Source organism: Nonomuraea sp. NPDC059007 (genome assembly GCF_042740555.1).
Classification (GTDB): domain Bacteria; phylum Actinomycetota; class Actinomycetes; order Streptosporangiales; family Streptosporangiaceae; genus Nonomuraea.
In genome coordinates, this window is sequence record NZ_JBHYJD010000038.1 from 56,074 (window position 1) to 77,981 (window position 21,908).

Sequence of the window (21,908 nt, forward strand, 5' to 3'; positions counted from 1 at the left end):
GATGGACGATCTGAAGTTGCTCCGTGACTTCGGCAGGGAACTGGAGCAGGAGCCGCCGGCCACGCTGGTCCGCCAGCGCCGCCGGTACATGGAGACGGCGCCCAGGCGGCGCCTCCGTACCGGCTGGGCGATGATGGGCGCGGTGGCCGTGGCGACCGCGGTGGCCGTCGCGGTGCCCACGCTGCTGCTGGGCAACCGGGACCGGGAATCGCCGGTGGGGTCGGGGGACCGGCCGGTGAACGTCTCCGGCGTCCAGAACATCCTGCTCATCGGCTCCGACACCCGCCAGGGCGAGGGGAACGAGCAGTACGGCCCGTTGGAGGCGCGGACGGGGTCCAAGGCGCGGGCCGACACGATCGCGCTCGTGCACCTGCCCGCCGACCGGGGCAAGCCGATGGTGGTGAGCATTCCGCGCGACTCGATGGTGGAGATCCCCGCGTGCGGCGACTCTCGCGCGCACCGGGGCATGATCAACAGTGCCTACACCACGGGCGGCGTCGACTGCCTGGTCAAGACACTGGAGAAGCTGACCGACGTCCGAGTGGACCGCTACGCAGAAGTGGATTTTTCGGGATTCAAGAAGGTCGTTGACGCGCTCGGCGGCGTCGAGGTGACGATCAAGAAGCCCGTCAACGACCGGAAGTCGAAGCTGACGTTGCCCAGCGGGCGGAGCGTGCTCACCGGCGAGCAGGCGCTCGGCTACTTCCGGCTGCGCGACTACGGCGACGGCTCCGACATCATGCGCATCAAGCGCCAGCAGAGCCTGCTCTACGCGATGCTGGCGAAGGCGAAGACCGCCCTGGTCACCGACCCGGCCGGGTTCCGCGAGTTCCTGGGCGCCGTGACGGCGGCCACCACGTCAGACCTCAACGTCGAGGAGATGTACCAGCTCGCCGTCGACCTGCGGCAGAGCAAGCCGAGGTTCCTGACCGTCCCCTGGGCGCCCGACCCCGACGACCCCAACCGCCTGACCTGGAAGCAGCCCGAGGCCCAGGAGCTCTTCGCGAAGCTCCGATAGTCTTATTAGACAAAAAGTCCTATAGTCTCGGCATGCGGTACAAGGTGCTCGTGACCGGGCTGCTCCTCGGCGTCGCCGTGGGACTCGTCGCCCGCAAGAGGTCCAGCGAGACGCTCGGCGGCCGGCACGGCCGCCGGCTGCCCGTCGAGACGGACGACGGCGCCGTCATCGACGTCGACGTCAGGGAGTCCGGCACGCCCGCCTACGCCGTGGTCTTCGCCCACGGCTGGGTGCTCAACCGGGACAGCTGGTACTACCAGCGGGAGGCCCTACCCGACGAGGCCATGCTGGTCGGTTACGACCAGCGCGGGCACGGGGTCTCCACGGCCGGTCCGGCGGGTCCCTGCTCGATAGAACGGCTCGCCGCCGACCTGGAGGCCGTGATCGACGCGGCGGTCCCGCCCGGCCTGCCGGTCGTCCTGGTCGGCCACTCCATGGGCGGCATGACCATCATGGGCCTGGCCGCCCGCCGGCCCGAACTGTTCGGCGACCGGGTCGTCGCCGTGGCGCTCATCAGCACCTCGTCGGGAAGGCTGGCGGAGGGGCTCGCAGGCAGAACCGCCCCCGTGCTGCTCAACCGGCTGAAGGCCAGGGCGGCGCTCATCGACGCCAGCCCGGCGCTCCTGCGCGCCGGGACCAACTGGCCGGTCACCCGGCTGGCCGCCTTCGGGCCGAAGGCGCGCGGCCACCACGTGCGCTTCGTCAACAGGATGGTCGCCGCGACGCCCACCGAGGTCATGGTCGGCTACTTCCACGCCATCCTGGCCCACGACAAGCTCGCCGCCCTCCAGGCGCTGAGCCGGGTCGAGACGCTGGTCATGGTGGGCGAGCGCGACCGGCTCACCACGCCCGCGCACGCCCGCAGGATCGCCGCCGCGCTGCCGGACGCCACGCTGGTGGTCGCGCCCGGCGCCGGTCACATGCTGGGGCTGGAACGTCCGGAACTGGTCAACGCCGCGCTGAAGGCCCTGATCCGGCGCTCACTTGGACCGGTAGTGGCGGCGTAGCGCGATCCCGGCCGCGATGCCGCCCGCGACGGCGCCCAGGCCCGCCGCTATCGGCAGCGCGGCCATGGTGGCCTTCCTGCCGGTGCGGAAGTCCTTGATCGGCCAGCCGTGCTTCCTGGCGTGCTCGCGCAGTTCGGAGTCGGGGTTGATGGCCACCGCGTGCCCGACCAGCGACAGCAGCGGCAGGTCGTTGGCCGAGTCGCTGTAGGCGGTGCAGCGGGTCAGGTCGAGCCCTTCCCTGCGGGCCAGCGCGCGCACCGCCTCCGCCTTGGCCGGGCCGTGCAGCAGGTCGCCCACCAGGTGGCCGGTGTAGACGCCGTCCCTGGTCTCGGAGACCGTGCCGAGCGCGCCGGTGAGGCCGAGGCGCTGGGCGATCACGTGGGCCAGTTCGACCGGGGTGGCGGTCACCAGCCAGACCCGCTGGCCGGTGTCCAGGTGCGACTGTGCCAGCGCCCTGGTGCCCGCCCAGATGCGGTCGGCCATGACCTCGTCGTAGATCTCCTCGCCGAGCCGTACGACGTCGTCGACCTTGCTGCCGGCGACGAAGGCCAGGGCGGTCTCGCGGGCGACCGCGATGTGCTCGGGGTTCTCGTTGCCGCGCAGCCGGAACGCGGCCTGTCCGACCGCGAACTTCAGCAGGTCGGAGGTGGTGAACAGGCCACGCGTGGCCAGGCCTCTGGCGAAGTGGTAGATCGAGGCGCCGCGCATCATCGTGTTGTCGACGTCGAAGAACGCGGCGGCCTCCGGGTCGGGATCGGCAGGTTGGGTCACGACCGCCGCCGCGGCGGCGACCTCGCCGGCGACCTGGGCTTCCGTCTCGTGTCGTCGTCGAAGTAGCCGCCTCATGGACAGCAGCTTACCTAGGCACCGCAAGGCCTTCGATGTAGTGCAAATACGTACTCGCCTGGTCCTGCTCGGGGCCGTTGAGCTGCTCCAGCATGGGCTCGACCATATCGCGCTGGTCCTGGGCGAAACTGTTGAGCTTGGGGGAGCGCGGCTCGACCCGCTCCATCCGCTTGATGGCCGATTTTGTGGATTCGGCCATGTCACTCAGAGTAGCCGAGACGAGGGGCCCGTCACCGGAGCCGCCGAGCAGCACGGCCACCTCGGCGGCGCGTTCCTTGGCCGAGACCATCTCGCGCTCGGCCCGCTCCCTGTCGTCGGTGCTGAGCCGGACGAGCGTGTGCTCCGCCGCCCGCTTGAGCGGGTAGAGCGTGTCGCCGGGCACCGACTGGTAGGTGAAGAAGGCCGACACCATCATGCCCGCGGCCAGGCCGAGCGTCGCGAGCTGCGACGGCCACGACAACCGCACCCTCCTGGTACGCCTGGCGTGCCGGGCCCTGCCAGGCGGCGCCTTGGCCTCGGGCACGGCGGGTGCGGCGGCATCGGCGTTGGCGTCGGCCGAGATCAGCCGTGTTCTCAGCCGCTCACGGAAATCGCCGTCCGGCCCGCCGCCCTGAGGCAGACTGCGCAGCTCGTCCAGATGGCCGAGAAGCCGCTCGTGCGACCCTTGCGTGGCTCCGAACGGCCATCGGCTAGGTCGCGCCCTACCCATGACTGCTCCCTGTGGCCCCCGTCCGGTGTGACACCTGCCTAACGAGGCGCCGCGTGCGGAGGTTACGCGAGGTCGTGCTTGAGAGCCCTGGCCAGCGCCCGGATCGCACGGAACTGCAGGGCTTTGATCGCTCCACTCTTCTTCCCCATGATCAACGCGGTCTCCGCGAGAGACAGGCCGTGCAGGAAGCGCAGGACCACGCACTCCTGCTGCTCGGGATTGAGGTCTCGGACGGCGCGCAGGACGCGGTCGTTGATGATGGCCGTGACCACCGCGTTCTCCGGGATGTAAGCCCCGTCGAGCGGTACGTCGAGCACCTCGCCGGTAGTGATCTCCAGACGGTAGCGCCCGGATTTGAAGTGGTCGGTGACGAGGTTGCGGGCGATCGTCACCAGCCAGGCGCCGAAGTCGCGGCCCTGCCAGGTGAAGTCCGCCACACGACGGAGGGCACGTAAGAATGTCTCTGAGGTGAGGTCCTCGGCCAGGGGGTGAGAGCCCACGCGGAAGTAGATGTAGCGGTAGACAAGATCAACGTAGCGGTCATAGAGCGTGCCAAAGGCTTCCGTGTCGCCGGTCTTCGCCCGCAACACCAGCGTACGCACGTCATCTGGGATCTCTTCGCGCACGGCAAGCTCGCTCGACCGGGTGTTGCCAGCGACCGCTGGCGACAGAAGCCCGGCGAACGGCCACGAGTCAGGCATCCGGTGTCCCTGGGGGTAAGGGCTGCGGCGTGCTCGAACACTCTAGAAATCAACCGGAAATTCCACAATCCGCTTCAGGGTGGCGTCACTAGCCGTAATCGGCGGATACGGTGTGGACCGACCCGTTCCCTCTTCGGCTACCGGCTGGGAGGCATCGTCCGGCAGCATTGGAGTCACCATGGAGATCCTTGTTGCTGTCATCGCGTTCGCGGGCGCGCTCCTCGCCGCGATCGCAACCGGTGCCCTGATCCGTAGTCTTCGCGAGGAGCGCGAAGGGTGGCTCATCGCCTGGACGGTCGCCACGGCGATGCTCTGCATCGCGCTGGGTGCGATCGGCACGGGCTACCTTATCGGCTTCGGCGAGGGCACGTTCAGGATCTACCAACTGGCCGGATCCTTGATCGCCCCGCTGTGGATGGCGATCGGCCTCATCCAGTTGCTGGCGGAGAAGACGCCGCCGAAGTTCGTCGCCTGGCTGTTCGGGATCGCGTTCACGATCGTCAGCTCGGTGGTGATCGTCTTCGACCCCGTGCTCAAGGCCACGGAGATGGCCAAGGCGCTGCCGCCCGGCTCGTCCCACTGGGGGCTGATCGCCGGCTCCGTCCTGGTCGGCGCGCACGTGATCGACGCGCTCATCCTGCTCGGCTGCGTGGTGGTCGCCGCCCTGCGCTGGCGCAACGGCGACGACTACGACACCGACAACCTGCACGCCGCCGCCGTCATCGCGCCCTCGGCGCTGGCCCTGATCGGCGCGGTGCGCTTCGCCGTGCCCGGCGTCTTCACCACCGCGCTGCTCGTGGTGGCCGCCGCGGCGATCTGGTACGCCGTGCTGCGCCCGCTCGCGCCGTACGAGGACGAGGAGGACGACATCAAGAGCGAGAGCTGGGAACCCGCCCCGACCGGCCGCAGAGCCATGCCTGAGCGCACGCCCGCCCGCATGGAGGCGCAGGCGCCGCTGGAGCCCCCGCGGCCCCGGCCCTCGGGCCTGAGCGACCTCGTCGCCGAGTACCGCGCGGGCGACCAGGACGTGGGCTTCGGCGCCCGCATGGAACCGGGCCCGGCGACCGGCCACATCAACCCGGCGAACCCGATGAACCCGGCGAACCCGGCGAACCCGATGAACCCGATGAACCCCGCGCCCGCGATGGACCCGGGCCCCTCGACCGGCTACATCATGAACGGCGGCCCGGAGCAGGCGTTCGGCCGCCACAGCGGCGGCCCGCCCCAGCCCCAGCAGCCGGACAGCTACAACATGCCGAACACCGGCGTCGTCTACCCGGGCGCCGAGGTGTTCCAGCCCAGCGCGCCCCAGCCGGCCGTCGGCGGGCGCCCCTCGCCCAGCATCTACGGCCTGCTGACCGTCTTCACGCTGATGGACGGATCCGGCGACATGTTCGACCGCCTGGCCGACCAGACCGTCGAGGCCGTGCGCCGGGGCGAGCCTGACACGCTCGTCTACGCCTGCCACGCGGTGAAGTCCGCGCCCCTGCAGCGCATCGTCTACGAGCTCTACCGCGACGAGGTGGCCTTCCAGGACCACCAGCGCCAGCCCCACGTCGAGCGCTTCGTCAACGAGCGCCAGGCCATGGTCCTGGCCACCAACATCATCGAACTCAACGTCAACGCCGCCAAGGTCGTCCCGCTGCCGACGGCGCTCTTCTAACCTCCCAGGGCCGCCCGCAGGCGTTCCTCCGACACGCGCCAGAAGTCGTGCTGCACTCCGTCCACGAGCGTGACCGGAATCATGTCGTTGTACTTTTCCCGGAGCTCAGCGGAGCCGTCGATGTCCACCTCGGTCCACCTGACCCCCAGCTCAGCCGCGACTTTCGCGATGACGGCGCGGGCGTCGTCGCACAGGTGGCAGCCCTGCCGGCCGTACAGAGTGATCTCGTGCATGGGGTCCACGGTAGTGGCGACTTTGTGCGTCGGTTCACAAAGGGATTAACCTGAAAGGCGGTTCGATTCCCATGACGCGGCCGAGAGGCCGCCCGTTCCCCTGGAGCTCCGGCACGTGAAGAGCCCGTCCCAGCCCCGTGACCGAGGCATACCCGAGGCAACGGTCGCACGGCTCCCGCTGTATCTGCGGGCGCTGAACGGGATGGCCGAGCGCGGGATCGCCACGGTCTCGTCTGAGGACCTGGCGGCCGCCGCCGGCGTCAATTCGGCCAAGCTCCGCAAGGATCTGTCGCATCTGGGGTCGTATGGCACGCGGGGGGTGGGTTACGACGTTGAATATCTCGTGTACCAGATCTCGCGGGAGCTGGGCCTGACCCAGGACTGGGCCGTCGCCATCGTCGGCGTCGGCAACCTCGGCCGCGCCCTCGCGAACTACGGCGGTTTCGTGTCCCGGGGGTTCCGGATCGCCGCCCTGCTCGACGCCGACCCCGAAATCGTGGGCGACGACATCGCGGGGTTGAATGTTGAACACATCGACGAACTGGAAGCCGTGATCGGGCGGCGCGGGGTCTCCATCGTGGTCCTCGCGACACCCGCGGCGGCGGCTCAGGAAGTGTGCGACCGTGTGGTGACCGCGGGCGTGACCAGCATCCTGAACTTTGCTCCTGTCGTACTTTCTGTGCCGGACAGCGTCGATGTCCGTAAGGTTGACCTATCAATAGAACTGCAGATCCTTGCGTTCCATGAGCAACGCAAAGCTGGGGGGCCACTCATGGCCGTGGACAGTCAATGAGTGTTCTGACGATCGGGCTCAGCCACCGGACGGCTCCGGTGGCCATGCTCGAACGTGTCTCGGTGTCGGGGGACACTCTTTCCAAACTCATCCACGACGTGCAGCAGGACGCCTGCGTCGCGGAGACGATGGTGGTCTCGACCTGCAACCGGGTCGAGGTCTACGCCGCCGTGGACCGTTTCCACGCGGCCGTGACGGCGATCAGCAGGCTGCTGAGCGTCCATTCCGGCGTGCCCGTCGACGAGCTGACGCCACACCTGTACGTCCACTATGAGGACCGCGCGGTCGAGCACCTGTTCTCGGTGGTGTCCGGCCTCGACTCGATGGTGGTCGGCGAGGGCCAGATCCTCGGCCAGATGCGCGGGGCGCTCAAGCTCGCCCAGAAGCACGGCACCGTCGGCGCCACGCTGAACGAGCTCGTCCAGCAGGCGCTGCGGGTGGGCAAGCGGGCCCACGCCGACACCGACATCGACCAGGCGGGCGCGTCCCTGGTCTCCGCGGGCCTGGCCTTCGTCGGCCCGTTGGAGGGAAAGCGGGTGCTGATCGTCGGCGCCGGCTCCATGAGCGCGCTGGCCGCCGCCACGCTCTCCCGCGCGGGCGCCGGCGAGATCGTGGTCGCCAACCGCACTTTCGAGCGAGGCGTACGGCTCGCCGAGCGGGTGAACGGCCGGGCGGTGCCGCTGCGCGAGGTTCCCCGTGAACTCGCCGCGGCCGACCTTGTGATCACGTGCACCGGCGGAGGGTCGCACGTGGTCACCCCGGCCATGCTCGCCGGCAGGACCGGCGGAGAACTGTTCGTGCTCGACCTGGCGCTGCCCCACGACGTGGACCCGGCGGTGCGCGAGCTGCCCGGCGTCACGCTGGTGGACCTGGAGACCATCCAGGAGTCGGGCATCGGCTCGCGGGAGGGCGACGCCGTACAGACGGTGCGCGCGCTCGTCGCCGACGAGCTGGCGGCCTTCCTGAACGCCGAGCGCGCGGCCAGGGTCACCCCGACCGTGGTGGCGCTGCGCAGCAAGGCGGCCAACGTCGTGGAGGCCGAGCTCGGCCGGCTGCTCATGCGCCTGCCCGAACTCGACGACAAGGCGCGCGGCGAAGTGACGCAGACCGTGCAGCGCGTGGTGGACAAACTCCTTCATGAGCCCACTGTGCGTGTCAAACAGCTCGCCACCTCCCCAGGGGGCGATCATTATGCGGAAGCTCTGCGCGAGCTGTTCGGCCTGGATCCGAAGATGCCCGAGGCCGTGAGGGAGGTGGAGCTGTGACCCTGAAGCTGGGGACGCGCAGGAGCCTGCTGGCGACCACGCAGTCGCAGATGGTCGCCGACGGCTACACCAGCGCGACCGGCCGGGCGATCGAGATGGTCGGCATCACGACCTTCGGCGACGTGACCAAGGCGCACCTGGCGCAGCTCGGCGGCACCGGCGTGTTCGTCAGCGCGCTGCGCGACAAGCTGGTCGACGGCGAGATCGACTTCGCCGTCCACTCGCTCAAGGACCTGCCGACCAAGCCGGACGAGCGCTTCACGCTGGCCGCCCTGCCCGCCCGCCACGACCACCGCGACGCGCTGGTCGGCGCGCACAAGCTGGCCGATCTGCCGTCCGGTGCCAGGGTCGGCACCGGCTCGCCGCGCCGCGTCGCGATGCTGCGCGCGCTCAGGCCCGACCTGGAGTACGTCCCGATCCGCGGCAACGCCGACACCCGGATCGGCAAGGTAACCTCGGGCGAGCTCGACGCCGTCGTACTCGCCTCGGCGGGTCTGACCAGGATCGGGCGCGACACGGAGATCGCCCAGATCTTCGAGGTCGAGGAGATGCTGCCCGCGCCCGGCCAGGGCGCGCTGGCGGTGGAGTGCCTCGCCGGCCGCGCCGACCTGATCGCCTTCCTTGGCGTGCTCGACGACCCGCGGACCCGCTCCGCGGTCGCGGCCGAGCGCGCCGTTCTGTCCGCTCTCGAGGCAGGGTGCTCCGCTCCGGTGGGTGCCTTCGCCGCCGATGACGGGCAGACTTTGAACCTGACCGCCGCCGTCGTCTCGCTCGACGGCCAGGCTGCGGTCCGCAAGTCCGCCGCCGGCCCGTCCTCGGACGCCGAACGCCTGGGCCGCCTTCTGGCGGCCGAGATGCTCGCCGAGGGGGCCGACAGATTGATGGGGGAGCATTCCCATTGAGCGCCGATAGTCCCACCTCCGGTTTCGTGGCGTTCGTGGGTGCGGGTCCAGGCGACCCGAACCTGCTGACGTTGCGTGGTGCCGAGCTGCTAGGCAAGGCCGACGCGGTGGTCCTCGACGAGGACCTGTTCGGCCCGCTGCTCAGGCACTGCCGCGAGGGCGTCGAAGTGGTCGAGGGCGATTACCTCAAGCGCGCCGGTGACGGCGGGCTGGTGGTACGCCTGTGCGAGGGCGACCCGATGCTGTTCTCCTCGATCACCGAGGAGGTCGCCGCCTGCACCGCCGCCGGGGTGGACTTCGAGATCGTGCCGGGTGTGCCGCCCGCGACCGCGGTGCTCACCTACGCGGGCATCCCGCCGGCCGCGGACGTGCCCGAGTTCCGTGTCGTCGACGCCGCGCAGGATCAGGACTGGTCTTCGCACGCCGCCTGTCCCGGCACGCTGGTGATCTACAACGGCATCGGCGACGCCGTGGCCATCGGCAAGGCGCTCGTCTCGGGTGGCAAGCCCGACAGCACGCCGGTCGCGGTCAGCGGCAGCGGCACCACCACCGAGCAGTTCACCGTGGCGACCACGCTGGGCAGGTTGCAGCCCGATCTGAAGCACGCCGGGTTCACCGAGCCCGCGCTGATCGTCGTCGGCGAGGCCGTCGGGCTGCGCGACAAGCTGTCGTGGTTCGAGACCAAGCCGCTGTTCGGCTGGCGGGTCCTGGTGCCGCGTACCAAGGAGCAGTCCAAGGCGCTGTCGGAGCAGTTGCTCTCCTACGGCGCGGTGCCCGACGAGGTGCCGACCATCTCGGTCGAGCCGCCCCGTACGCCGCAGCAGATGGACCGGGCCATCAAGGGCCTGGTCACCGGCCGCTACGAGTGGGTGGCGTTCACCAGCTCCAACGCCGTCAAGGCGGTGCGCGAGAAGTTCGAGGAGTACGGGCTCGACGCGCGCGCCTTCGCCGGGCTCAAGGTGGCCGCGGTGGGCGAGGCGACCGCGAGGGCGCTGGTCGAGTTCGGCGTCAAGCCCGACCTGCTGCCCTCGGGCGAGCAGTCGTCGGAGGGCCTGGTCGCCGAGTGGCCGCCCTACGACTCGATGCTCGACCCGATCAACCGGGTGCTGCTGCCCAGGGCCGACATCTCCACCGACACGCTCGTGGCCGGGCTGACCGAGCTGGGCTGGGAGTGCGACGACGTCACGGCGTACCGGACCGTGCGGGCGGCGCCGCCACCCGCGCCGATCCGCGAGGCGATCAAGGGCGGCGGGTTCGACGCGGTCCTGTTCACCTCGTCCTCGACCGTGCGCAACCTGGTCGGCATCGCCGGCAAGCCGCACAACGTCACCGTCATCGCGGTCATCGGCCCGCAGACGGCCAAGACGGCCGAGGAGTTCGGCCTGCGCGTGGATGTCATGGCGGACAAACCATCGGCCTCCGCGCTGGCCGCCGCCCTCGCCGAGTACGGTGCTAAGCAGAGGCAGGCGGCGATCGCCGCGGGTGACACCCCGCGTAAGCCCTCGCAGAACCGCCGTGGGGCACGCCGCCGCAAATAGGAGTTTCGTCACATGAGTGCTGAGTTCCCCGCCGCACGTCCGCGGCGGCTTCGCCGTACCCCTGTCATGAGACGGATGGTCGCGGGCACGCGCCTGCACCCGTCGCAGCTGATCCTGCCGGCCTTCGTCAAGGAGGGCCTCGCCGAGCCGCATCCCGTGGCCTCGATGCCCGGCGTCTACCAACACACCCGCGAGTCGCTGCGCAAGGCCGCCCACGAGGCGGCCGAGGCGGGCGTGGGCGGGCTGATCCTGTTCGGCATCCCGGCGGTGAAGGACGCCCGCGGTTCGGCGGGCGACGACCCCGACGGGATTCTCCAGCAGGCGTTGCGCGAGGTGAACGCCGAGGTCGGTGACGCGATCGTGGTGATGGCCGACACCTGCCTGGATGAGTTCACCGACCATGGGCACTGCGGGTTGCTGACTCCCGGCGGCGAGGTGGACAACGACGCCACGCTGGAGCGCTACGCCTCGATGGCGGTGGCGCAGGCCGAGGCCGGCTCCCAGATGATCGCCCCGAGCGGGATGATGGACGGCCAGGTGGGCGTGATCCGCGCCGCCCTGGACGGTGCGGGCTTCTCCCACCTGCCGATCATGGCCTACACGGCCAAGTACGCCTCGGCGTTCTTCGGCCCCTTCCGCGACGCAGCCGAGTGCGCGCCGCAGTTCGGCGACCGCGCCTCCCACCAGCAGGACCCCGCGGGGCCGCTGGAGGAGGCCATGCGTGAGGTACGTCTGGACCTCGCGGAAGGCGCCGACGTGGTCATGGTCAAGCCGGCGATGTCCTACCTCGACGTCATCCGCCAGTTCCGCGACAACGTGGACGTGCCGGTGGCGGCCTACCAGGTCAGCGGCGAGTACTCGATGATCGAGGCGGCCGCGGCCAACGGCTGGATCGACCGCGAGCGGATGATCATGGAGTCGCTGATCGGGATCCGGCGCGCCGGAGCCGACCTGATCCTCACCTACTGGGCCACCGAAGTGGCTCGGCTGCTCTAGGTGGGGTTTCCCGCTCACCCCTGCGACCTGTGCGTTAGAGTGCGATAACAAGTGCTGGTGTGTCCCAGGTGGCGTGTTGGAGCCCCGGGGTCAGGGACCTCCTCAGGCGCGCGGGATTTTCGAACGGGAGTCACCATGGTCGGGGTACCACTCGCTCGGCGTACGCGGAAGCGGGCCGCGAAACTCACGCGCCCGACCAGGATCGACGCGGTGCTGGGCTATGCCGCTCTCGGGTGGCCCAGCGCGCCGGGGGCGCATCCGCTGCGGCACGGGTCGCGCGCGTGCTCCTGTGACCGCCTCGGCTGTCCGGACCCCGGCGCGCATCCGCTCTCCCCGGCCTGGCATCTGCAGGCCACGACCGACGCCACCCAGCTCACCCGCTGGTGGCAGCACGAGCCCGACGCCAATGTGATTCTCCCCACGGGACGCGTCTTCGACGTCTTCGACGTACCCCTGGCCGCCGGCCTCGCCGCGCTCACGCGCCTGGACGAAGCCGGCTCCCACTCAGGCCCGGTCGCCGCCAACGGCGACCGGGTTCTGTTTTATGTGGCCACGCGCGGCAATCCGGACGACGAGGACGAGTGGTGGTCCTGCCAGCTCGACTGCGATCCGGCGACCATCGACGACAACCCGGGGCTGCGCTGGCACTGCCGCGACAGCTACGTCCTCGCGCCGCCGTCCACGCTGCCCACCGGCCAGCCCGTCTCCTGGCTGCGCCCGCCGGACGGCCGCCCGCTTCCCGACCCGCTGCGCGTTCTGGAGCAGCTCACCGACTGACCGGGCTCAGGGGTCGGCCTCTACCCTGTAGGGGTGAGCCGCACTGACAAGTCTGAGAGCCTGTTCGACCGCGCCAGGACCATCGTGCCGGGCGGCGTGAACTCGCCCGTGCGCGCCTTCGGCGCCGTCGGCGGCACGCCGCGCTTCATGGCCGAGGGCAAGGGCCCCTACATCACCGACGTCGACGGCAACCGCTACGTCGACCTGGTCTGCTCCTGGGGGCCGATGATCCTGGGCCACCGTCATCCCGCCGTCGTCGAGGCCGTCTCCGCGGCGCTGTCCCACGGCATGTCGTACGGCACCGCCACCCCGGGCGAGGTCGAACTGGCCGAGGAACTGGTCTCCCGGGTGGCCCCGGTGGAGAAGATCAGGCTGGTCAGCTCCGGCACCGAGGCCACGATGAGCGCGGTGCGCCTGGCCCGCGGCTTCACCGGCCGTTCCAAGGTGGTGAAGTTCGCCGGCTGCTACCACGGCCACGTGGACGCCCTGCTGGCCTCGGCCGGCTCCGGCGTGGTGACGTTCGGGCTGCCCGACACCCCCGGCGTGACCGGCGCGTCGGCGGCCGACACGATCGTGCTGCCGTACAACTCGCGCGAGGCGGTCGAGGAGGCCTTCGCCGCCGCCGAGATCGCGTGCGTGATCACCGAGGCGTGCCCGGCGAACATGGGCGTGGTGCCGCCGGCGCCCGGCTTCAACGCGTTCCTGAAGGAGATCTGCGCCCGCAACGGCGCCCTGCTGATCGTCGACGAGGTGCTCACGGGCTTCCGCGTCTCCCGCTCCGGCTGGTACGGCCTGGACCCGGTCGACGCCGACCTGATGACCTTCGGCAAGGTGATGGGCGGCGGCCTGCCGGCGGCGGCGTTCGGCGGGCGGGCCGACGTGATGGCCAACCTGGCGCCCGAGGGCCCCGTCTACCAGGCGGGCACGCTGTCGGGCAACCCGCTGGCCTGCGCCGCCGGCCTGGCCACGCTGCGCAACCTCGACGAGGACGCCTACGCCCGCGTGGACGCCGCTGCCGCCACGGTCGCCCAGGCGGCCTCCGCGGCCTTCTCGGCCGAGGGCGTGCCGCACCGGCTGCAGGCGGCCGGCAGCCTGTTCTCGATCTTCTTCACCGACCGCGAGGTGACCGACTTCGACGGGGCCAGGAGCCAGAACACCGCCGCGTTCACCGCCTTCTTCCACGCCATGCTCGATCAGGGCGTCTATCTGCCGCCGTCGGCGTACGAGGCGTGGTTCCTGTCGGCCTCGCACGACGACGAGGCGCTGAACCGCATCGGCGACGCCCTGCCCGCCGCGGCCAAGGCCGCCGCCGCGGTGGCCTGACCCGGCCGGATATTCGCGGGCGGCGAGCCGGCGCGTCGGGTACCGTCGAAGACATGGTGATCACCTGGCGCCGGCTCGCCGAGGACGACTTCCCGCTGGTGAAGCAGTGGCTGGAGCGGCCGCACGTGGCCCGGTGGTGGAACCACGAGACCTCTGCGGAGGCCGTCGCGCGCGACTTCGGCCCGGCGGCCCGGGGCGAGGAGCCGTCGGAGGACCTGCTGGTCTTCCTCGACGGCCGCCCGCTGGGTCTGGTGCAGCGTTCCCGGTACGCCGACTACCCCGAGTACGCCGAGGAGCTGGCCCCGATCCTCGACGTGCCCGGCGGCGCCGTCAGCATCGACTACCTGATCGGCGACGAGGAGCAGGTGGGCAAGGGCCTGGGCCCGTCGATGATCCGCGCGATCGTCGAGTCGACCTGGGCGGACCCGGAGGCGACGTGCGTGATCGTCCCGGTGTCCAAGGCCAACAGGGCCTCGTGGCGGGCGCTGGAGAAGGCGGGCCTGCGACGGGTGGCGGAGGGGGAGCTGGAGCCGGACAACCCGGTCGACGACCGGGACCACGTCATCTACCGGCTCGACCGCCCGGCGGGCGCGAGCGCGGGCGAGGGTGACGGCGAAGGGGCCGAGCGGGGCCGCGTACCGGCGTAAAGGACGCCGCAGACGATGAGTACGGCCGCGCCCGCCTTCACCCAGCCGATGGGTTCGCCGACGAACAGCGCGGCCGACGACATCCCGAACACCGGGATGAGCAGCGTGTAGGGGGCGACGACCGAGGCGTCGTAGCGGTGCAGCAGCCAGCCCCAGACGCCGAAGCCGCCGAGCGTGGAGATGAACGCCACGTAGCCCAGCGACAGCCAGCCCTCAAGCGGGGCGCTCAGCACGGGCACGCCTTCGACCGCGAACGTCAGCAGGAACAGCGGCGGTGTCGACAGGGCGCTCACCCACACCATGAAGCGCAGCGAGTCGGGCGGCGCGGCCCGGCGCTGCATGATCGTCCCGACGCTCCACGAGGCGGCGGCGGCCACGCACAGCGCGAACGCGCCGAACGGGCCCGAGGCGCCGAAGTCGACGGCGACGAGGACGAGGCCGCCGAGCGCGAGGGTCAGCCCGGTGATGCGGCGGCCGGTCAGCCGTTCGCCCAGCAGGATTACCGCGAAGACGACGGTGAAGAGCGACTGGGCCTGCAGGACCAGTGAGGCGAGGCCGGGCGGCATCCCCGCCCGCATGCCGATGAGCAGAAAGCCGAACTGACCCACTCCAACCGCCGCCGCGACACCCGCGACCCAGCGCCACGGTACGCCCGGCCGTCCCACGAACAAGAGCGCGGGGAAGGCGGCCAGGGCGAACCGGAGCGCCGCGTACAGCAGGGGCGGGAAGTGGCGCAGGCCCACTTCCATGACGACGAAGTTGAAGCCCCACACGGCCGCGAGGCCGACGGCGAGGGCCAGATGGCGCGGCCTCACTACTTGGAGGCGGGCTTCTGGGCGCGGATGCGCTGCTCGCGGGCCTGCTCGGCAAGCTTCTTGAGGTAGGAGGTCTCGGTCTTCTGTGCGGTGTTGTTTCTCATGCATATATTTTCTCTCGCTACACAATCAACCACAAGCGAGACTTTCTACGCTAAACCCTTTAGGATGGCTTACGAGAGGAGGCTCACATCGGATGCTGGATCTGAATCGGCTCAAAGCGCTGCACGCGGTGCACGTCTACGGCTCCGTGGGCGCCGCGGCCGACGCCCTCATGGTCACGCCCTCCGCGGTGTCGCAGCAGATCGCCAAGCTGGAGCGGGAGACCGGCTCGCGGCTCATGGAGCGCAACGGGCGCGGTGTGCGGCTCACCGACGCCGCCGGACTGCTCGCCGAGCACGCCGAGCGCATTCTGGCCCTGGTCGAGACCGCGGAGGCCGACTTCGAGGCGCTGCGCGGCGAGGTGGTCGGCAAGCTCCACGTCGGCTCCTTCCCGACGGCCGCCCGCGGCCTGATGCCGCCCGCGCTCGGCACGCTGCGCGAGCGCCATCCCGACCTGCAGATCCTGCTCAACGAGCGGGAGCCGGAGCGCGTGGTGCGCGAGGTCGCCAGGGGCGAGCTCGACCTGGGCGTCGTCCAGGACTGGCTCAACCGGCCCATGGCCATCCCCGACGGGCTGTCCAAGGCGATCCTGCTCGACGACATCGCCGACGTGATCCTGCCCGCCGACCACCCCCTGGCCGGCCGCAGGGAGATCGAGCTGGCGGAGCTGAGCGGTGAGCGGTGGATCAGCTCCTCGCCCGGCACCATCTGCCACGACTGGCTGGTCTACACGCTGCGCAGCGCCGACCTCGAACCCGAGATCGTCTCGATGGCCGACGAGTACCCGACGCAGATGGCGCTGGTCGCCGGCGGTCTCGGCTGCGCGATCGTGCCCAGGCTGGGCCGTGACTGCATGCCGTCGCGGGTGCGCGCGATCCCCACCCTGCCCCGGCAGACCCGCCGCATCTACGCCATCTGGCGCACCGACGCCGCCCGCCGTCCCGCCATCAGAGCCATGGTCGAAGCCCTGAAAGAGGCCGGAAGCCTCAGCTGAGCGCGATCGTCACCACGCCGCCGAGGATCACCCCGGCGGCCAGGAGCCTGCGGCGCAGGTCGCCCTCGGCCAGCAGCCTGCCGCCGAGCAGGACCGCGATCAGCACGCTGATCTCCCGCGTCGGCGCCACCACGCTGACCGGCGCCATCGTGAACGCGAACAGCACCAGCAGGTAGGACAGCGGAATGAGCACGGCCGCGCCCAGCACCCGCCAGCGGTGCTCACGCCAGATCGCCCCGATCAGCAGCCGCCGCCCGCCCTTCAGCATCGCCGGGGTCAGCGCCAGCGCGCGCCCCGCCTCGCCCAGGTAGTTCAGCACCAGCGGCGCCACCGCGAACGCGCCGACCACCTGTGCGTCCCACACCGTGTACGCCGCGATGAACACCCCGGTCCCCAGCCCGAACCCCAGCCCACGGACGTCGGCCCTGCCGCCGCCGCTCATCATGAACACCCCGATCCCGACCAGCGCGATGCCCGCGACCCCCGCGATCCCGGGCCGCTCGCCCAGGAACAGCACCGCCACCAGGCTGGCCAGCATCGGCCCGGTACCCCGCGCCACCGGATACACCGTCGACAGGTCGCCGTAGCGGTAGCCGCGCTGCAGCAGCACGAAGTAGCCGAGGTGCAGCGCCGTGCTGACGCAGACCACCGCCACGTCGCTCCACCGCACCGGAGTGCCCGTGACGAGCAGGAACCCGGCGAACACCGGACCCCACATGACGGTCGAGGCGACCGCGACCAGCCAGAGGAAGATCAGGCCGTCGGCCTGGGAGGCCTTCTTGCTGAGGAGGTTCCAGGTGGCGTGCGCCACGGCGGCGACGAGGACGAGAGCGAGGGCCCAGGCGTTCAAGCGGTGAGCTCCTTCCGGGTGTGCGGATAGGAGCCTCCAGGCTTTTGTCCCGTCAGCTGTACGGCCCAGGGCCGCGGCGCCGCTCGGACCTGTCTCCCCGGCCCTGGTTGTGGTTCATCAGGGCGGACCGGAACGCGGAACCCTAGGCGCAGTCAAGGCGACTTTACCGTCGGTGCCCTTTTCGGACGAGACCGGGTCGCCTATCGGCGCCATCGAAACGGATAGGCTGTGCCACACCATGGCTGAGACCACCGTCGTTCACCTGCTGCGCCACGGTGAGGTGCACAACCCCCACGGCATCCTTTACGGCAGACTGCCCGGCTACCACCTGTCCGAGACAGGTCAGCAGATGGCCGAGATGGTCGCCAAGGCCCTCGCGGGCCGCGACATCGTGGCCCTGTACTCCTCCCCGCTGGAACGTGCCCGCGAGACCGCCGCACCGCTGGCCACCACGCTCGGGCTGACCGTGGAGCCCGACGAGCGGCTGGTGGAGGCGGGCAACCTCCTGGAGGGCCGTACCGTCGGCGCGGGCCTGGCGATCCTGCGCAACCCGCGTAACTACCGCTACTTCTACAACCCGTGGCGGCCGTCGTGGGGCGAGCCGTACCTGGAGATCGTCCAGCGGATGCGCACGATGATCGAGGACGCCCGCGCCGCCGCGCGGGGGCACGAGGTGGTGCTGGTCAGTCACCAGCTTCCGATCTGGGCGATCAGGCTCGCGGCCGAGGGACGCCGGTTGTCGCCCGACCCGCGGCGGCGTCAGTGCGCCCTGGCCAGCCTCACCAGCCTCACCTTCGACCAGGACCGGCTGATCAGCGTCGGCTACAGCGAGCCCGCCGGATCTCTGCGGAAAGGTCAGCGTTGAGCCCTGGTGTTCGGGGCGTGCGACCTCGCCGGTAGAGTTGCAAGCTCTACCGGTTGTAGTACAAGGAGATCATCCTCCCGTGCGCGCGACGTCACTCTCCCTCGCCCTGCTGACTGTTCTGGTCGCGGGGTGCGCGGGCAACCAGAGCGGCCAGCCGCAGGCCGGTGACACCCGCTTCATCGCCGGCGACGGCAAGATGCAGGTCTTCCCCGCCGCCGAGCGCAAGCCCGCCCCCGCCGTCGAAGGACCGACGCTCGACGGCGGCACCGCCTCGCTGGCAGGGCACAAGGGCAAGGTCGTGGTGATCAACTTCTGGGCGTCCTGGTGCGGGCCCTGCCGGGCCGAGGCGCCGGTGCTCAAGGACGTCGCGGCCAAGACCAAGGCCAGCGGCGTGGAGTTCCTCGGCATCGACTTCAAGGACCGCAAGGCCGACGCGATCGCGTTCGAGCGCACCGAGCAGTCCGGCTACCCGAGCATCTTCGACCAGCCCGGCGAGGTGGCGCTGTCCTTCCAGGGCACGGTGCCGCCGGCGGCCATCCCGTCCACGCTGATCATCGACAAGCAGGGCAGGATCGCGGCCAGGGCGCTGGGCGCGGTGAAGTTCTCCGACCTGATGAACACCGTCACCAAGGTCCGCGATGAATGAGGTCGTGGCCTCGGGGTCGCTCCTGCTGGCCGTCCCGATCGCGGTGCTCGCCGGGATCGTGTCGTTCCTGTCGCCGTGCGTGCTTCCGCTGGTGCCGGGCTACCTGTCGTACGTGACCGGGATGAGCGCCGACCCCAAGCGCGGGCGGCTGGTGCTGGGCACCGTGCTGTTCGTGGCCGGGTTCGCGGTGGTGTTCGTGCTCAGCGGGGCGCTGTTCGGCGGGCTCGGCTCGCTGGTGCTGGGCAACGCCCAGGTGATCACGCGGGTGCTCGGGGTTTTGACGATCCTGCTCGGGCTGGCCTTTCTCGGGCTCGTGCCGGGATTCATGCGGGACGTGCGCATCCATCGCAAGCCCGCCGCGGGGCTGGCCGGGGCGCCGCTGCTCGGCGTCGTGTTCGGGCTCGGCTGGACGCCGTGCATCGGCCCGACGCTGGCCGTCGTGCTCGCGCTCGGGCTGAACGAGGGCAGCGCGGCGCGCGGCGCGACCCTGGCCGTCTTCTACGCGCTGGGGCTCGGGCTGCCGTTCGTCGGCGCGGCGCTGGCATACAGCAGGGCGCTGCGGACGTTCGCGGCGATCCGTAAGCACTCCCAGCTCATCACCCGCATCGGCGGGGGCATGATGGTCGCCGTCGGAGTCCTTCTCGTCACCGGGTTGTGGGGACAGATGATCGCGAGCCTGCAGGGGCTCATCGGCGGATTCCAGCCGGTGATCTGATGGCCGTTCAGGAGATGGAGAAGCAGGCGCCCAAGCCGCCCGGGTTCGGCCCGGTGGCCTGGCTGCGCTGGACGTGGCGCACGCTCACCTCGATGAAGACGGCGCTGCTCCTGCTGTTCCTGTTCGCGCTGGGCTCGATCCCCGGCTCGCTGATCCCGCAGCGCGGCGTCGAGCCGGACAAGGTCGCGCAGATCTACATCAACGACCCGGTCCGCGCCGAGTGGTACGAGCGCTTCCAGCTCTTCGACGTCTTCAACTCGGTCTGGTTCGCCGCGATCTACCTGCTGCTGTTCGCCTCGCTGGTCGGCTGCATCGTGCCGCGGACCACGACGTACTTCAAGGAACTGCGGCGCAAGCCGCCGGCCGCGCCCCGCCACCTGTCGCGCCTGCCCCACCACACGGTCCTCGACGAGGGGCTCACCGTGGAGGTGGCCGCCCGCAGGCTGCGCAAGCTGCGCTTTCGCGTCGACACCGGCGACGGCTGGGTCTCGGCCGAGAAGGGCTTCCTGCGCGAGACCGGCAACCTGCTCTTCCACATCTCCCTGCTCGGCCTGCTGGTCGCCGTGGGCATCGGCGCAGTGTTCGGCTACCGGGGCAACGTGCTGGTCGTGGAGGACGAGGGCTTCGCCAACACCGTCGCCGCCTACGACCGGTTCATGCCGGGCAACCAGGTCTCGGCCGAGTCGCTGGAGCCGTTCTCCTTCACGCTCGACGAGTTCAAGGCCTCCTACCAGGTCGGCGGCGACCCGACGAAGGTCGGCCAGCCGCTCGACTTCTCCGCCCACCTCAAGGTCAGCGACGCGCCCGGCGCGCCCAAACGCGACTACGAGCTGAAGGTCAACGAGCCGCTGGAGATCAACGGCACCCAGACCTACCTGATCGGCAACGGCTACGCGCCCTTCTTCCGCATCACCGACGGCAAGGGCCAGGTCGCCTTCGAAGGCGCGGTCCCGTGCCTGATCGAGTTCCCGGCCACCCGGGTCTCCGGCTGCGTGCTCAAGGCGCCCGACGCCCAGCCGGGTCAGCTCGGCTTCCTCCTGCGCTTCCTGCCGACCATCGCGCCGGCCCAGGGCGGCGGCTACACCTCAAGCTTCCCCGGCGACCTCATGCCGAGGGTTCAGGTCCTCGGCGCCTTCACGGGCGACTTCGGGGTGCGCTCGGGAAGACCTCAGTCGGTGTACGAGCTCGCGCCGCCCGATGTCATGAAGAAGCTCAAGCCGCTGGTCATGGGCTCCACGGCACCTGAGCCGCTGGCCCCCGGCCAGTCGTTCGACCTGCCAGACGGGCTCGGCAAGCTGGAGTTCGTCGAGGTCAAGGAGTGGATGACGCTCCAGATCGCCTACGATCCCGGCCGCGTGCCCGCCCTGCTCGCCGCCGGTCTCGCCACTGTTTCCATCGTGTTCTCGCTGGTGATCCGCCGCCGCCGTGTGTTCGTCCGGGTCAAGGACGGCGCGGCGGAGGTGGGCGGTCTCACCCGTACCGAGGGCTCCGCCGCGGGCTTCACCGAGGAGTTCGCCGACATCGTCAAGGTCCTATCAGCTGGAGACAAGGATGTCCGCTGAAGTACTGGCCGAGGCGAGCGACCAGCTCGTCGTCGGCGCCGTGCTCCTCTACCTCGCCGCCATGATCGGCTTCGCTCTGGAGCTGGCCTACGGCAGGGCCCGTACCGACGCGCCCGCCAAGGGCCGCGTCAGGCAGCCCGCGACCGTCGGCGCCCCGCTGGACGAGGCTCCCGACCAGGTCGTGGCTCCCGCCGATCCCGAGCCGCCCGCCTGGGCGGGCACCGCGGGCAAGGTGGGGATGGCCCTGGCCTGGGTCGGCTGGGGGGCCAACACCGCCGCCATCGTCACCCGCGGGCTGGCGGTGGAGCGCTGGCCCTGGGGCAACATGTACGAGTTCGTGGTCGCCATCTGCATGGCCGCCGTGACCGCGTTCCTGGCCACGCAGCTACGCGCCAACGTGCGCTTCCTCGGCCCGTTCGTCATGGTCGTGGCGGTGCTCGGGCTCGGCGCCGCGGTGAAGTTCCTCTACACCGCCGCCGGTCCCGTGGTGCCCGCGCTCAACTCCTACTGGATCGCCATCCACGTCTCCGCCGCGATCCTGGCCAGCGGCCTGTTCATCGTGGCCGGCGCGGCCGGCGTGCTCTATCTCATCCGTGGCGACGGCCTCTCACGCCTGCCCACACGCGCCGACCTGGAGCGGGTCGCGCACCGCGCGATCGTCGTGGCCTTCCCCATCTGGACCTTCGCCGTGATCGCCGGCGCGCTGTGGGCCGACAAGGCGTGGGGGCGCTACTGGGGCTGGGACCCCAAGGAGGTCTGGTCGTTCATCACGTGGGTGGCCTACGCCGCCTACCTGCACGCCAGGGTCACGGCCGGGTGGCGCGGCAGGGCCGCCACGATCGTGCAGCTCGTCGCCTTCGCCTGCCTGATGTTCAACCTGGTCGGCGTCAACATCTTCCTCGGCGGCATGCACAGCTACGCCGACGTCGGCAACTAGCCGC

23 protein-coding genes are annotated in these 21,908 nt (G+C 70.5%); 17 read left to right on the plus strand and 6 right to left on the minus strand.

Annotation, left to right across the window (positions count from 1 at the left end):
- Position 1: 1 nt before the first annotated feature.
- Positions 2 to 1,018 (plus strand): LCP family protein, encoded by a 1,017-nt coding sequence (locus ACFWY5_RS42335; RefSeq protein ID WP_379638214.1) that lies wholly within the window; start codon positions 2 to 4, stop codon positions 1,016 to 1,018.
- A 32-nt stretch (positions 1,019 to 1,050) separates the two neighbouring features.
- Positions 1,051 to 2,025 carry an alpha/beta fold hydrolase gene (locus tag ACFWY5_RS42340; RefSeq protein ID WP_379638215.1) on the plus strand — a complete coding sequence of 325 codons (975 nt, stop codon included), beginning with the start codon at positions 1,051 to 1,053 and terminating at the stop codon, positions 2,023 to 2,025.
- Here the strand turns inward: ACFWY5_RS42340 and ACFWY5_RS42345 are convergent.
- From ACFWY5_RS42345 to ACFWY5_RS42355, 3 genes are all read right to left on the minus strand, one after another.
- Positions 1,999 to 2,871 carry an HAD family hydrolase gene (locus ACFWY5_RS42345; RefSeq protein ID WP_379611403.1) on the minus strand — a complete coding sequence of 291 codons (873 nt, stop codon included), beginning with the start codon at positions 2,869 to 2,871 and terminating at the stop codon, positions 1,999 to 2,001. The two genes, ACFWY5_RS42340 and ACFWY5_RS42345, sit on opposite strands and share 27 nt — an antisense overlap.
- A 10-nt stretch (positions 2,872 to 2,881) precedes the next feature.
- The gene (locus ACFWY5_RS42350; RefSeq protein ID WP_379638216.1) at positions 2,882 to 3,580 is read right to left on the minus strand and encodes a DUF5667 domain-containing protein; all 699 of its coding nucleotides are present in this window, start codon (positions 3,578 to 3,580) and stop codon (positions 2,882 to 2,884) included.
- 62 nt (positions 3,581 to 3,642) lie between these two features.
- A complete protein-coding gene (locus ACFWY5_RS42355; protein WP_379611405.1) occupies positions 3,643 to 4,281 on the minus strand; it encodes a sigma-70 family RNA polymerase sigma factor in 639 nt (212 codons plus the stop codon).
- A gap of 178 nt (positions 4,282 to 4,459) precedes the next feature.
- On the opposite strand from ACFWY5_RS42355, the gene ACFWY5_RS42360 reads away from it, so the two are divergent.
- The gene (locus tag ACFWY5_RS42360; protein WP_379611406.1) at positions 4,460 to 5,944 is read left to right on the plus strand and encodes an antibiotic biosynthesis monooxygenase; all 1,485 of its coding nucleotides are present in this window, start codon (positions 4,460 to 4,462) and stop codon (positions 5,942 to 5,944) included.
- On the opposite strand, the gene ACFWY5_RS42365 is transcribed toward ACFWY5_RS42360, so the two are convergent.
- The gene (locus ACFWY5_RS42365; RefSeq protein ID WP_379611407.1) at positions 5,941 to 6,177 is read right to left on the minus strand and encodes a glutaredoxin family protein; all 237 of its coding nucleotides are present in this window, start codon (positions 6,175 to 6,177) and stop codon (positions 5,941 to 5,943) included. The two genes, ACFWY5_RS42360 and ACFWY5_RS42365, sit on opposite strands and share 4 nt — an antisense overlap.
- Positions 6,178 to 6,292: 115 nt before the next feature.
- Here ACFWY5_RS42365 and ACFWY5_RS42370 point away from each other — a divergent pair, with 115 nt between their 5' ends.
- The 8 genes from ACFWY5_RS42370 (at position 6,293) to ACFWY5_RS42405 (ending at position 14,418) form a co-directional block, all read left to right on the plus strand.
- A complete protein-coding gene (locus tag ACFWY5_RS42370; protein WP_379611408.1) occupies positions 6,293 to 6,970 on the plus strand; it encodes a redox-sensing transcriptional repressor Rex in 678 nt (225 codons plus the stop codon).
- Positions 6,967 to 8,235: a glutamyl-tRNA reductase gene (locus ACFWY5_RS42375; protein ID WP_379638217.1), complete on the plus strand. Its 1,269-nt coding sequence runs from the start codon at positions 6,967 to 6,969 to the stop codon at positions 8,233 to 8,235. Before ACFWY5_RS42370 ends, ACFWY5_RS42375 begins: the two co-directional genes overlap by 4 nt.
- Positions 8,232 to 9,137 carry a hydroxymethylbilane synthase gene (gene hemC / locus ACFWY5_RS42380; protein WP_379611410.1) on the plus strand — a complete coding sequence of 302 codons (906 nt, stop codon included), beginning with the start codon at positions 8,232 to 8,234 and terminating at the stop codon, positions 9,135 to 9,137. Before ACFWY5_RS42375 ends, hemC begins: the two co-directional genes overlap by 4 nt.
- Positions 9,134 to 10,675 (plus strand): uroporphyrinogen-III synthase, encoded by a 1,542-nt coding sequence (locus tag ACFWY5_RS42385; protein WP_379638218.1) that lies wholly within the window; start codon positions 9,134 to 9,136, stop codon positions 10,673 to 10,675. The genes hemC and ACFWY5_RS42385 overlap by 4 nt, the downstream gene beginning before the upstream one ends.
- 12 nt (positions 10,676 to 10,687) lie before the next feature.
- Complete coding sequence (hemB, locus tag ACFWY5_RS42390; RefSeq protein WP_379638219.1) at positions 10,688 to 11,671, plus strand: porphobilinogen synthase; 984 nt, start codon at positions 10,688 to 10,690, stop codon at positions 11,669 to 11,671.
- Positions 11,672 to 11,806: 135 nt separating this feature from the next.
- Positions 11,807 to 12,448: a bifunctional DNA primase/polymerase gene (locus ACFWY5_RS42395; RefSeq protein ID WP_379638220.1), complete on the plus strand. Its 642-nt coding sequence runs from the start codon at positions 11,807 to 11,809 to the stop codon at positions 12,446 to 12,448.
- Positions 12,449 to 12,481: 33 nt separating this feature from the next.
- Entirely contained in the window at positions 12,482 to 13,771 is a 1,290-nt protein-coding gene (gene hemL / locus ACFWY5_RS42400) for a glutamate-1-semialdehyde 2,1-aminomutase (protein ID WP_379625250.1), read from the plus strand.
- A 53-nt stretch (positions 13,772 to 13,824) separates the two neighbouring features.
- Positions 13,825 to 14,418: a GNAT family N-acetyltransferase gene (locus ACFWY5_RS42405; protein WP_379638221.1), complete on the plus strand. Its 594-nt coding sequence runs from the start codon at positions 13,825 to 13,827 to the stop codon at positions 14,416 to 14,418.
- Here the strand turns inward: ACFWY5_RS42405 and ACFWY5_RS42410 are convergent.
- Complete coding sequence (locus ACFWY5_RS42410) at positions 14,337 to 15,233, minus strand: EamA family transporter (RefSeq protein ID WP_379638223.1); 897 nt, start codon at positions 15,231 to 15,233, stop codon at positions 14,337 to 14,339. The genes ACFWY5_RS42405 and ACFWY5_RS42410 overlap by 82 nt on opposite strands.
- A 196-nt stretch (positions 15,234 to 15,429) precedes the next feature.
- On the opposite strand from ACFWY5_RS42410, the gene ACFWY5_RS42415 reads away from it, so the two are divergent.
- Entirely contained in the window at positions 15,430 to 16,329 is a 900-nt protein-coding gene (locus ACFWY5_RS42415) for a LysR family transcriptional regulator (RefSeq protein WP_379638224.1), read from the plus strand.
- Here the strand turns inward: ACFWY5_RS42415 and ACFWY5_RS42420 are convergent.
- Positions 16,322 to 17,179, minus strand: a complete 858-nt coding sequence (locus tag ACFWY5_RS42420) for an EamA family transporter (protein ID WP_379625258.1) — start codon at positions 17,177 to 17,179, stop codon at positions 16,322 to 16,324. The two genes, ACFWY5_RS42415 and ACFWY5_RS42420, sit on opposite strands and share 8 nt — an antisense overlap.
- Positions 17,180 to 17,417: 238 nt before the next feature.
- Between ACFWY5_RS42420 and ACFWY5_RS42425 the strand changes: the two genes are divergently transcribed.
- The 5 genes from ACFWY5_RS42425 (at position 17,418) to ccsB (ending at position 21,904) form a co-directional block, all read left to right on the plus strand.
- Complete coding sequence (locus tag ACFWY5_RS42425) at positions 17,418 to 18,044, plus strand: histidine phosphatase family protein (RefSeq protein ID WP_379638225.1); 627 nt, start codon at positions 17,418 to 17,420, stop codon at positions 18,042 to 18,044.
- A gap of 79 nt (positions 18,045 to 18,123) precedes the next feature.
- On the plus strand, positions 18,124 to 18,690 hold the full coding sequence (locus ACFWY5_RS42430; protein WP_379625262.1) for a TlpA family protein disulfide reductase: 567 nt from the start codon (positions 18,124 to 18,126) through the stop codon (positions 18,688 to 18,690).
- Positions 18,683 to 19,405 carry a cytochrome c biogenesis CcdA family protein gene (locus ACFWY5_RS42435; protein WP_379638226.1) on the plus strand — a complete coding sequence of 241 codons (723 nt, stop codon included), beginning with the start codon at positions 18,683 to 18,685 and terminating at the stop codon, positions 19,403 to 19,405. The genes ACFWY5_RS42430 and ACFWY5_RS42435 overlap by 8 nt, the downstream gene beginning before the upstream one ends.
- A complete protein-coding gene (locus ACFWY5_RS42440) occupies positions 19,405 to 20,967 on the plus strand; it encodes a cytochrome c biogenesis protein ResB (RefSeq protein WP_379638227.1) in 1,563 nt (520 codons plus the stop codon). The genes ACFWY5_RS42435 and ACFWY5_RS42440 overlap by 1 nt, the downstream gene beginning before the upstream one ends.
- Positions 20,957 to 21,904, plus strand: a complete 948-nt coding sequence (gene ccsB / locus ACFWY5_RS42445) for a c-type cytochrome biogenesis protein CcsB (RefSeq protein ID WP_379625268.1) — start codon at positions 20,957 to 20,959, stop codon at positions 21,902 to 21,904. Before ACFWY5_RS42440 ends, ccsB begins: the two co-directional genes overlap by 11 nt.
- The last annotated feature ends 4 nt before the right edge of the window (positions 21,905 to 21,908 follow it).